Source organism: Achromobacter mucicolens (assembly GCF_902859725.1).
In the GTDB taxonomy this organism is placed as follows: domain Bacteria; phylum Pseudomonadota; class Gammaproteobacteria; order Burkholderiales; family Burkholderiaceae_B; genus Achromobacter; species Achromobacter mucicolens.
Map to the genome: position 1 here is coordinate 1 of NZ_CADIJP010000003.1, position 11,568 is coordinate 11,568.

Consider the following 11,568-nt stretch of genomic DNA (forward strand, 5'->3'; position numbering starts at 1 on the left):
CCAGCTCATGCAGCACGGCGGCATCCGGCGCGACGCGGCTCGCCAGCCGCAGCCGCACGCCCCCGGCGCCGGCCGGCAGCAAGACGGCGTAGTCGAAACGGCGCAGCCACGGCGCAAGCCGGGCCCGCAACGCCACGGCGTCGCCCTGCCGCCAGGCCGCGGCCTGCCACGCAAGCCCGGCCGGTTCCGCGCGCAATGCCGTGAACTTGAGCTCCGGCTGGCGCGAGATGGGATCGGACGCCGGATTGGTCAGGGCGTTCACGCCCAACCCGGCCATGAAGGCGCTGCCCCAGTGCATCGGCACAAAAGCGTGCCCCGGCCGCAGCGTGTCGTCCGCCTGCACCGGCAGCACCAGGCCGCCGCGCCGCGAGTCCAGCCGGGCCAGGTCGCCGGCCGCAAGGCCAAGGCGGCGCATGTCGTCCGGATGCAGCGACACCCAGGGCTCCTCGACGTGCTGGATCAGCGCCCGGGCAAGCGAGGTGCGCGCCATGGTGTGCCAGTGATCGCGCAACCGGCCGGTTGTGAGCTGCAGCGGATAGTCTTCCGAGACCGCTTCGGCCGTCGGCCGCCACGACACGTCGCAGAATCGGGCCCGGCCGCTCGCCGTGGGAAAGATGCCGTCTGCATAGAGCCGCGGCGTGCCCTGCCCGGCGCGATACGGCCATTGCTGCGGTCCGCCCTCTTCCAGCGCGGCGTAGTCCAGCGCGCTGTAGTCCAGGTCCCGGCCGGCCGTCATGCGCGCGTGTTCGGCAAAGACCTTGCTTTCATCGCAATAGGCGAAAAGACCCGCCTTGTGCGGCGCAATGCGCGCGGCCAGCCGGACGGCGACCGACTGCGCCAGCCGCCAATCCGGCTGCGCGTCGCCGGGCGGCGCGATCGCCGCGCGGACCCGGCTGACGCGCCGCTCGGAATTGGTCACGGTGCCGGACTTCTCGGGCCAGGTCGCCGCCGGCAACACCAGGTCGGCATGGGCCAGCGTCTCGGTGCCGGCATACGCCTCCTGCACGATCACGAACTCGGCGCGCGCCAACGCGGCCCGCACGCGCGCCTGGTCGGGCAGCGACTGCGCCGGGTTGGTCGCGGCGATCCACAGGACCTTGATGCGCCCGTCCGCCACGGCGTCGAACATATCGAGCGCCGTGGCGCCCGGCGCGTCGGGCAGGCTGTCCACGCCCCACAGCCGCGCGACCTCGGCGCGGTGCGCGGCGGACGCCGGATCACGGTGGCCCGGCAGCAGCGTCGCCATGCCGCCGGCCTCTCGGCCGCCCATGGCATTGGGCTGTCCGGTCAGCGAAAACGGCCCCGCGCCGGGACGCCCGATCTGCCCCGTGGCCAGATGCAGGTGAATCAGCGCAGCATTCTTGTCGGTGCCCGCGACCGACTGGTTCAAGCCCATCGTGTACAGCGACAACGCCGCGCTCGCCTTGCCGAACCAGCGCGCGGCCTGGACGATGTCGTCTGCCGGCACGCCGCAGATGCGCTGCGCCGCCTCGGGCGTGACCGTCCGCACGCGCGCCCGCAGCGCCTCGAAGCCCTCGGTATGACGCGCGATGTAGTCCTCGTCGGCCAAGCCTTCGCGCAGCATCACGTGCAGCATGGCATTAAAGAGCGCCACGTCCGACCCCGGCGCAATCGGCAGATGCAGGTCGGCAAACGCGGCCGTGTCCGTGCGGCGCGGATCGGCCACGATCACCTTCATGTCCGGGCGCTGCGCGCGTGCGGCTTCCAGCCGCCGGAACAGCACCGGATGCGCGTAGGCCATGTTGGACCCGGCGATCAGCACCGTGTCGGCCAGCTCCAGGTCTTCATAGCAGGCGGGCGGCGCGTCCGCGCCCAGCGTGCGCTTGTACCCCGACACCGCGCTCGACATGCAGAGCCGGGAGTTGGTGTCGATGTTGTTGGTGCCCGCCAGCGCGCGCGCCAGCTTGTTGAAGACCGCGTAGTCTTCCGTCAGCAACTGGCCCGACAGATAAAAGCCCACCGAATCGGGCCCGTGCTTGGCGATCGCCTCGGCCAGCCGGTCCGCGGCCATGTCCAGCGCGGACGTCAGCCCGATATCCCGCAGCGGCTCGCCACGGGCTTCGCGCCATTGCGCCGACAGCACGCGCGCGCCATCGCGCCGCACGGTGTCGGCAAGCGCCAGGCCCTTGCTGCAGAGGCGCCCGCGATTCGCCGGATGCGAGTCGTCGCCGCGCACGCCCGCCACCGCGCCGCCGCGCACCTGCACGCGCACCCCACAGCCCGTGCCGCAATAGCAGCAGATGGACGCGACCTCATGCGCCGCCTCACTGACGATTTCAATCCGTCGCGCCATCATCGGCGTGTCCATGTCCTACTCCCTTGCCGCGCCTTCGCCGAGCATGAGCTGCTCGCGCAGCACGCCGATGCCGGCTCCTTCACGGATGAGCCGCATGTACCAGGCGCTGTCCGCCGTATCGCCGTACAGGCAGGCGCCCACCAGCCGGTCGTTCTGGATCACCAGTTTCTTGTAGACGCCGCCCGGCATGTCGGCCAGCGTGATGGTCTCGGTCTGCGCGCCGCCCGCGAAGTCGCCTGCGGAAAACAGGTCGATGCCGGTGACCTTGAGCTTGGTCGACGTGACACTGCCTTCGTATCGGCCGATGCCATGCTGCGCAAGGTGATTGGCCGCGACCTTGGCCTGCTCGAAAAGCGGCGCCACCAGGCCGTATGCCGTGCCGCGATGGCTGACGCATTCACCCACCGCGTAGATGCGGGGGTCAAACGTCTGCAAGGTGTCGCTGACCACGACGCCGCGATCCACATGCAGGCCGCAGCGTTGCGCCAGCTCGGTGTTGGGCCGCACGCCCGCCGCCATCACCACCAGGTCGGCGGGGACTTCGGAGCCGTCCGCGAAGCGCACCGCGCGCACGCGCCCGTCCGGCCCGCCGAGGATCGCCTCGGTCTGGTGCTGAAGCAGGAACTTCAGGCCACGGGCCTCCAGGCTTTCGCGCAGCAGCGCGGCGGCCTCCCCGTCCAGTTGCCGGTCCAGCAACGCCGCACCCAGATGCACCACCGACACGGCCATGCCACGCGCCGCCAGACCGTTGGCGGCCTCAAGCCCCAGCAATCCGCCCCCGATCACCACGGCGTGGCGGTATCGCGAGGCGGCGTCGATCATCAGGTTGACGTCGCCAATGTCGCGAAACGCCACCACGCCCGCCAGGTCGTGACCCGGCACCGGCAGGATGAAAGGCTTGGATCCGGTCGCCAGCAACAGCCGGTCGTATGGCGTGCGCGTGCCGTCGCCGGCCACGACCATCCGCCGCGCGCGGTCGATGCCGGTCACCGTGCACTGGCGCCGCAGGCGGATGCCGTGGCTGGCATACCAAGCCTCGTCGTTCAGCACGATGTCCTGCAGCGTGCGCTCGCCCGTCAGCACCGGCGACAGCAGGATGCGGTTGTAGTTGGTGTGGGGCTCGGCGCCGAACACCGTGATGTCGTAAAGATCGGGCGCGAGCTTGAGCAGCTCCTCCACGGTCCGGATGCCGGCCATGCCATTGCCGACCACGACCAGCTTCTGCCTGGCTTGCATGACCGCCCCCTTACGCGGCGGCGCGCGCCGCTGCTGCGCCGGCTTCCTGCAAGGGCGCGGGCACGACGGCAAGCGCGGCGTTGGCCTGGACCGCGGCCTGGGAACGCTCGGGATTGCCGTGCCGGCGATGCAGGAAGTCCACCACGCCCGCGCGGCACGCCAGGTACGTCGGATCGTTGGCCAGCCGGACGCGGTCGCGCGGCCGGGGCAGCGGCACCGGCAGGATCTCGCCGATCGTCGCGGCCGGTCCATTGGTCAGCATGACGATGCGGTCCGACAGCAGCACGGCCTCGTCCACATCGTGCGTGACCATGATGGTGGTCGTGCGCGTCTTGGCCACGATCTTGAGCAGCTCGTCCTGCAGATGCGCGCGCGTCAGCGCATCCAGCGCGCCGAACGGCTCGTCCATCAGCAGCACGCCAGGCTCGATCGCCAGCGCGCGCGCGATGCCCACGCGCTGCTTCATGCCGCCCGAGATCTCGCGCGGCAGCTTGTTCTGCGCCGGCAGCAGGCCCACCAGGTCCAGGGCGGCGCGCGTGCGCTCGGCCAGCTGGGCGCGCTTTTCCGTGGCGCCGAACACCCGCTCGACCGCCAGGTGCACGTTCTGAAAACACGTCAGCCACGGCAGCAGCGAATGGTTCTGGAACACCACCGCGCGGTCCGGACCCGGGCCAGTGATTTCGCGTTCGGCGCACAGCAGCACGCCGCTCGTCGGCCGGGTCAGACCCGCGATCAGGTTGAGCAAGGTGGACTTGCCGCAGCCGGAGTGGCCGATCAGCGTGATGAACTCGCCCTGCTCGACCGTCAGGTCGATGTCGCGCAGCGCCACGAAGGCGCCCTTGCGGGTGTCAAAGGTCTGTCCCACGCGCTCGATGCGTACGAATTTCTTCATGGCGCTATTCCTCGGTGTAGGTGAAACGGCGGGCCAGCGCGACCAGCAGGGTCTCCAGCAGCAGCCCCACGATGCCGATCACGAAAATGGCGATGACGATGTGCTCGACCTTCAGGTTGTTCCACTCGTCCCACAACCAGAAGCCGATCCCGGTGCCGCCCGTCAGCATCTCGGCGGCCACGATCACCAGCCATGCGGTGCCGATGGACAGCCGCACGCCGGTCAGCATGTAGGGCAACACCGCGGGCAAGAGCACCTTGGTCGTGACCTTCCATTCGGACAGGTTCAGGACGCGCGCCACGTTCAGGTAATCCTGCGGCACGCGCGACACGCCCACCGCGGTGTTGATGATCATCGGCCAGATCGAACAGATGAAGATGGCCCAGATCGCGGCCGGATTGGCCGCCTTGAACAGCAGCAGCCCGAGCGGCAGCCACGCCAGCGGCGACACCGGCCGCAAGAGGCTGACGATGGGCGAGAACATCGCGCGCACCGCGGCGTAGCGGCCAATTGCAAAGCCCACGGGGATGCCGACCAGCGCCGCCAGCCCGAATCCCGCCGCCACGCGTTCCAGCGAGGCCAGCAGGTTCCAGCCGATGCCCTTGTCGTTCGGACCGTTGTCATAGAACGGATCGGCGAACAATTCCACGGCGGCATGCCACGTGACCCCGGGCGTCGGAATCTCCGGGATGCGCATCGCCACCACCTGCCAGACCAGCACAAAGAGCGCAAAGCCGGCAACCGGCCCCACCACGGCCTTCAACGCCGATTCCAGGCGTTCCCGCCACAGCGCGGCAAATTCGCTGCCGCGGCTTGTCATCGTTACGGTAGACATCGCCAGTCCCCTTCTCGTAGCGGCCGTCAGGCCTTGACCTTGAAACCGTCGGCATACGCCGCGGGATTACTGCCGTCCCAGACCACGCCGTCGATCAGCGTGGAGGTGCGCGTTTCGCTGGCAGGCAGCGCCACGCCTGCGGCCTGCGCGGCCTGCTTGTAGAGGTCGATGCGGTTGATCTGCGCGGCGATCGCCTGGTAGTCCGGGTGCTCCTTGAGCAAGCCCCAGCGCTTGTGCTGCGTCAGGAACCACATGCCGTCGCTCAGGTACGGAAAGTTGGCGGCGCCGTCGGCGTAAAAGCGCATGGCGTGCGCGTCCGACCACTTCTTGCCCAGGCCGTCGTCGTACTGCCCCAGCATGCGGTCCACGATGCCGCTGGCGTCCGTGTTGACGTAGGACTTGGCGGCGATGGTCTCGGCCGTCTTGCGGCGGTTTTCGGGCGACGCGTCGATCCACTTGCCGGCTTCCAGGATCGCGGCCGTGACGGCGCGCGCGGTGTTCGGGTTGCGGTTTACGAAGTCGGCGCTGGCGCCCAGGACCTTCTCGGGATGGTCCGTCCAGATGCCCTGCGACGTCACCGTGGTGAAGCCGATCTTGTCCATGATGGCGCGCGCGCCCCACGGCTCGCCCACGCAGTAGCCATCCATGTTGCCCACCCGCATGTTGGCCACCATCTGCGGCGGCGGCACGGTGATCACCTTGGCGTCCTTCATGGGATTGATGCCATGCGCGGCCAGCCAGTAATACAGCCACATGGCGTGCGTGCCGGTCGGAAAGGTCTGCGCGAACGTGTATTCGCGCTTGTCCGCGGCCATCAGCTTGGCGAGCGATTCGCCGTCGCGCGCCCCGGCTTCCAGCAGTTTGTTCGATAGGGTGATGGCCTGGCCGTTCTGGTTCAGGCTCATCAGCACGGCCATGTCCTTCTTCGGTCCGCCGATGCCCATGTGCACGCCGTAGACCAGGCCATACAGCACGTGCGCCATGTCCAGCTCGCCGTTCATGAGCTTGTCGCGCACGGCGGCCCACGAGGCTTCCTTGGATGGCGTGATCTTGACGCCGTATTTCTTGTCGATGCCCAGCACCGACGCCATCACGACCGATGCGCAGTCGGTCAGCGGGATGAAGCCGATCTTCACCTCGGTCTTTTCCGGCGCGTCGGTGCCCGCCGCCCATGCGCCGGCGCGCACCAGCGGGTCGACCAATGAAAGCAGACCGGCGCCAGCCACCGCGCGCGCCGTGCCGCTGAGCCATTTGCGGCGGCCGGCATTGGCGGTCATGTCGGCGCGGGCGGCGTCGGTCGAGGGACTGCGGGTCATAGGCGTCATGCGAGGCTCCTTGCGGGTGGCGGCAAAAAAAAACGTTCCGCGCGCCACGGATCTCTATCCAGTGGCGCAGCGGAACGTCGTTGTCCCTGGCCGCGTGATGCGGCGCGTTGCGTCGGGCGACCGCCGTTGGCCGCCCCGACTTCACTCAAGCAATCGCCGTGCCAGATTTTTGGCGCTTTGCGCAAACCGCGCCGCAACCCGCGCCAGCGCTGGCGATGCGGCCGCCTCGTGCCGGCCCGGCCAGGCCCGGCCGAATCAGGGGCGGAGCCATATTGGTGCGCAGGTCGATGCCGCAGCGCACCATCGCTGTGCGGCGCACGCCCCGCCGTCGTGCGCGCGCCCCCCGCGCCGCGCGCGGCAACGATGGCATGGAACTTGCATCAATCCGGACACAGGGGGTGTTTCATGTTGAAGGTCATGCTGCTCAACGATGGCGAGGGACGCGCGGCGTCGCTGCGGCAAACGCTTGCCGCGGCGGGCATACACGTCGTGGCCGAAGTGGCGCCCGGCACGGACCTGGCCGCCAGCATCGCGCAGTCCGCCGCCGACGTGGTGCTGATCGACAGCGACGCCCCCGGCCGTGACACGCTGGAGAACATCTGTGTGGCCAGTTCGCACAGCGACCGCCCGGTCGTGATGTTCACCGACGACGGCAATCGCGAGACCATCCGCACGGCCTTGCGCGCAGGCGTTGCCGCCTACGTGGTCGGCGACGTCCCGGCCGCCCGCATCGAACCCCTGCTGACCGTGGCGATCGAGCGCTTCGCCATGGAAAAAACCCGGCGCGAGGAACTGCGAGAGGCCCAACTGCGGCTGGCGGACCGGCAGTGGGTGGAAAAAGCCAAGGGTATCCTGATGAAGACGCGCGCCGTGACCGAGGACGAGGCCCACCGGCTGCTGCGCGAGCGCGCCATGCAGAGCCAGAAGCGGCTGGGCGAGGTCGCCCGCGAGGTCGTCGAGATGAGCCAATGGCTGGGCAGCGCCTGACGGGCCGCCAAATAATTTATGGCTATATGAAATAAAGAAATCAAAAGTTGTGGGGATGAGAGCCCGTCCCTATCATCGACCCACATTGAGCCGGGTGCGCCCGAGGCTGGCATACATGAAGCTTTTCCCGATTTTTGCCGATCTGACAGACCGGCTGGTACTCGTTGTTGGCGGCGGCGCGGTCGCCGAGCGCAAGACCCTGGCCCTGCTGGAAGCCAGCGCAAACGTGGTCGTGGGCGCGCCGGCACTGACGCCCGCGCTGGCTGCGCTTGTGTCCGAGGGCCGCGTGCGCCACCTGCCCGGAACGTTCAACCCCGATTGGCTGCAAGACGTCTGGCTGGTGGTGGCCGCCACCGACGATCGGTCGGTCAACGCCGCGGTGTCCGAGGCCGCCGAGGCGCGCCGTATTTTCAGCAACGTGGTGGACGACCCTGAACTGTCGTCCTTCCAGGTGCCGTCCATCGTCGACCGCTCCCCCGTCATCGTCGCCATTTCGTCGTCGGGCGTGGCGCCCGTGCTGGCGCGCCGCATCCGCGAACGCATCGAGTCGCTGTTTGACCACACGCTGGGCCAGCTGGCCGGTCTGGCCGCCGTCTACCGCAAGCGCATTCGCGCCAGCCACCCCGACCTGGGCGCGCGCCGCCGCTTCTACGACTGGCTGCTGGACGGCCCGGTGGCGGGCTTTCTGCGCCAGCAGCAGCCGGCGCAGGCCGAGGCCGCGCTGGCTGACGCGTTGGCCGCGCCGATTGCGCCCGCCGAGGGCAGCGTCGTGCTGGTGGGCGCGGGGCCGGGCGATCCGGGCCTCTTGACGCTCAAGGCCTTGCGCGCGCTGAACGAAGCCGATGTCATTCTTTACGACCGCCTGGTCAGCGACGAAGTCATGTCGCTGGCCCGGCGCGACGCCGAACGCGTGCCGGTGGGCAAGCTGCCCGGCGAAAACCACCACGCCACGCAGGCGCGCATTCATGGTCTGCTGGTGGAGTACGCGCAGGCGGGCCTCCGCGTGGTGCGGCTCAAGGGCGGCGACGCCTTCATTTTTGGCCGCGGCGGCGAGGAACTGGAGTTTTTGCGCGCGCATGGCGTGCGCTATGAGGTGGTGCCGGGCATCACCGCGGCGCTGGCCTGTGCGGCCTATGCCGGCATTCCGCTGACGCACCGCGAACACGCCCAATCGGTACGCCTCATCACCGCGCATTGCCGCGAAGACGAAGACAACCTGGATTGGCCCGCGCTGGCGCGCGAAAAGCAAACCTTGGCGTTCTATATGGGGGTGGGCCAGCTTGATCTGCTGACGCAGCGCCTGCTGCGCCACGGCCGCTCGCCCGGCACGCCGTTCGCGCTGATCGAGAACGGCAGCCGGCCCGAACAGCGCGTGGTGTCGGGACGGCTCGCGCAACTGCCGGAACTGGCCCGCGACCATGCCGTCCGCTCTCCCGCCCTGCTAATCGTGGGCGAGGTCGCCGGCCTGGCGCCCCAATTGCACTGGTTTGGCCAGCATCTCGGACAGCAGGCGCTGACAGCCTAGAACCGCTGTCCGGCGCGGCATCGGCGCGGCGCCGGTTCTTCACGGCCGACATCCCTGGCGGGCGCGGCCGGATGGGTCTTCAGCCCTTTTGCTGCGTGCCGAAGATGCGGTCGCCGGCGTCGCCCAGGCCCGGCATGATGTAGCCGTGCTCATTCAGACCCTCGTCGATGGACGCCGTGTAGATATGCACGTCCGGGTGCTTGTTGAGCACCGCGTCGATGCCCACGGGCGCCGCCACCAGCACCAGCGCGCGGATCTCCTTGCAGCCGGCGCGCTTGAGCAGATCGATGGCGGCAACCATCGAACCGCCCGTGGCCAGCATGGGATCGACGATCAGCGCCAGGCGCTGGTCGAGTTCGCCCACCAGGCGTTCCAGATAGGTGTGGGCTTCCAGCGTCTCTTCATTGCGAGCCACGCCCACGACGCTGACCTTGGCGCCCGGGATCAGGCTCAGCACGCCGTCCAGCATGCCGATGCCGGCGCGCAGGATGGGCACCACGGTGACCTTCTTGCCGGCGATCTTCTCGACTTCGACCTGACCGCACCAGCCCTCGACCGTGGCGGGCGCCAGCGGCAGGTCCTTGGACGCTTCGTACGTCAGCAGCGCGCCCACTTCCTGCGACAGTTCACGGAAGCTCTTGGTACTGAGGTCGGCGCGCCGCATGATCCCGAGCTTGTGGCGGATCAGCGGATGGCGGATTTCGTGCACGGGCATGTGCGTAACTCTCCAGAGTATTTGTTGGTCAGAATGCTTTTGGCCTCAGGCGGACCCGGCGCGGCGCAGCGCACCTGCGCCGCCCGCTCGCGAGCCACACGAGAGGATCGTAATCGTTTTGGCTATTGTTCGGCGAGCCAGGAAATGAGGGCGTCGTCAAAGGCGCGGACGGCGCCTGCCTGCTCGTGGTTCACGATGCTGACGACCACGTAGCGCTTGCCGCTGGCGCCCAGCACGTAACCGGCGATCGAGCGCACGTCGCGCAGCGAGCCGGTCTTCAGGTGGGCCATGCCGAGCGTGCCGTTGCCCTTCAGGCGGCGGCGCACCGTGCCGTCCACGCCGGCGATGGCGAAGGACGAAATGTATTCCGGCATCACCGGCGAATTCCAGGCCACGGTCAGCATCGACGCCAGGCTGTCCGCCGACACGCGGGCGTCGCGCGACAGGCCGGCGCCGTTGTCGATGACCAGTTCCGGCATGTCCAGCCCCTGCTTGGCCAGGAGCTGCTTGGCCACTTCCTCGCTGCTGCCGACGGTGGCCGGACGGCGGCCCCGCTCGGCGCCCAGCGTCAGCAGCAGGGTGCGCGCCATGACGTTGTTGCTGCGCTTGTTGATCAGGCGGATCGCCTCGGCCAGCGTGGGCGAGTCGTGCGAGGCCAGCACCACCGCGTCGGCCGGCACCATGCCGGACCGGACCTGTCCCTTGAACGTGCCGCCCAGCTCCTTCCAGAGCATGCGGAAGACTTCGGTGGCGTATTCGGGCTGGGACAGCGCCAGGCGATACAGGCTGAACTCGCCGCAGGAACCGGCCACCTTGCCGTTGACGCGGATGGTGACGCCCTGCTGGGTAATTAGGGGGTCGGTCGTGACCACCGGCGGGCCGGGACAGCGCACGTCGCTCCATTCGACCTGGCCTTCGATCTTCAGGCCGGGCAGCGGCGGATCGATCAGCGGCACCCATTTGTTGGCGACCGGGTCCGGCGTGAACAGCAGCCGCAGCGCGCCAAAGCCCACCATCAGCGCGTCCGGGCTGGCGTTGTAAGCCCGGTCGGGCGCGCCGTCGAACGCGCCCGGGTCGGTCGTGACCTGGCCGAAGATGCTGCGGTCGATCACGAGATCGTTGATCTGCTTGACCCCGCGCAGCCGCAGTTCGCGCAGCAGCGTCCACAGGTCCTGCATCAGGAATTGGGGATCGCCTCCGGCCCGCAGGTACAGCGGCCCGGCCAGCACGCCCTTGGCGTCGGGACGCGCGCCGGGCGCCGTCATGAATTCGGTGCGCCAGACGTAATTGGGACCCAGCTCGGACAGCGCCGCCCAGGTCGTGACCAGTTTCATCACCGAGGCCGGATTGCGGGCTTCCTTCGCGTTGAGCGCCACGAGCCGCGGGCCGCCGACCTCCTGGACCACCAGCGACAGCGAACTTTCCGGCAGCTTGCTCGCCTTCCAGGCCTTGACCACGTCGGGGGGCAATCCCGGAACCTGCGCAAAGGCGGCGTGCGCGGCCAGGGCCAGGACACCGCCGGCCAGCCATTGCTTCAGTCCGCCCACCCGCCTGATCACTTGTCCCGTCATTGCACGCCCACCCGGTTGCTCGTCCAGCAAAACCGAGAGCATACAAAACCTGGACGGGTTGCGGGCGGCGCGAGCCCGCCCCGAGCGCCGGAGCAGACGCATTTAACTGCGCAAGCCGCTGTTCCGCCCCTATTAACCGTCCCCTTTACAATAGCGGGTTGCCCC

The 11,568-nt window shown here is 68.8% G+C and carries 8 protein-coding genes and 1 pseudogene; 2 read left to right on the forward strand and 7 right to left on the reverse strand.

Going from position 1 to position 11,568, the window contains the following annotated elements; all coding sequences use genetic code 11:
* The 5 genes and pseudogenes from HV786_RS03610 to HV786_RS03630 all read right to left on the reverse strand — a co-directional run.
* Positions 1-2,329 (reverse strand): molybdopterin oxidoreductase family protein (locus tag HV786_RS03610; protein WP_175210003.1); only part of this gene is annotated, 2,329 nt, incomplete at its 3' end.
* 21 nt (positions 2,330-2,350) lie between these two features.
* A pseudogene (locus HV786_RS03615) lies at positions 2,351-3,553 on the reverse strand (NAD(P)/FAD-dependent oxidoreductase); the annotation flags it as partial.
* Positions 3,554-3,563: 10 nt separating this feature from the next.
* Entirely contained in the window at positions 3,564-4,445 is an 882-nt protein-coding gene (locus HV786_RS03620) for an ABC transporter ATP-binding protein (protein ID WP_056326630.1), read from the reverse strand.
* A 4-nt stretch (positions 4,446-4,449) separates the two neighbouring features.
* On the reverse strand, positions 4,450-5,280 hold the full coding sequence (gene ntrB, locus HV786_RS03625) for a nitrate ABC transporter permease (RefSeq protein WP_056326628.1): 831 nt from the start codon (positions 5,278-5,280) through the stop codon (positions 4,450-4,452).
* Between the two features lie 26 nt (positions 5,281-5,306).
* Positions 5,307-6,605: a CmpA/NrtA family ABC transporter substrate-binding protein gene (locus tag HV786_RS03630; protein WP_128827307.1), complete on the reverse strand. Its 1,299-nt coding sequence runs from the start codon at positions 6,603-6,605 to the stop codon at positions 5,307-5,309.
* A gap of 405 nt (positions 6,606-7,010) precedes the next feature.
* Between HV786_RS03630 and HV786_RS03635 the strand changes: the two genes are divergently transcribed.
* On the forward strand, positions 7,011-7,592 hold the full coding sequence (locus HV786_RS03635; protein WP_128830220.1) for an ANTAR domain-containing response regulator: 582 nt from the start codon (positions 7,011-7,013) through the stop codon (positions 7,590-7,592).
* A gap of 115 nt (positions 7,593-7,707) precedes the next feature.
* Positions 7,708-9,117: a siroheme synthase CysG gene (gene cysG / locus HV786_RS03640; protein WP_175210009.1), complete on the forward strand. Its 1,410-nt coding sequence runs from the start codon at positions 7,708-7,710 to the stop codon at positions 9,115-9,117.
* A 79-nt stretch (positions 9,118-9,196) separates the two neighbouring features.
* Here the strand turns inward: cysG and upp are convergent, their stop codons facing one another.
* Together upp and dacB are read right to left on the reverse strand one after the other, a co-directional pair.
* Positions 9,197-9,832, reverse strand: a complete 636-nt coding sequence (gene upp / locus HV786_RS03645; RefSeq protein ID WP_056326620.1) for a uracil phosphoribosyltransferase — start codon at positions 9,830-9,832, stop codon at positions 9,197-9,199.
* Between the two features lie 122 nt (positions 9,833-9,954).
* The gene (gene dacB / locus HV786_RS03650; RefSeq protein ID WP_128827306.1) at positions 9,955-11,403 is read right to left on the reverse strand and encodes a D-alanyl-D-alanine carboxypeptidase/D-alanyl-D-alanine endopeptidase; all 1,449 of its coding nucleotides are present in this window, start codon (positions 11,401-11,403) and stop codon (positions 9,955-9,957) included.
* Positions 11,404-11,568 lie beyond the last annotated feature (165 nt).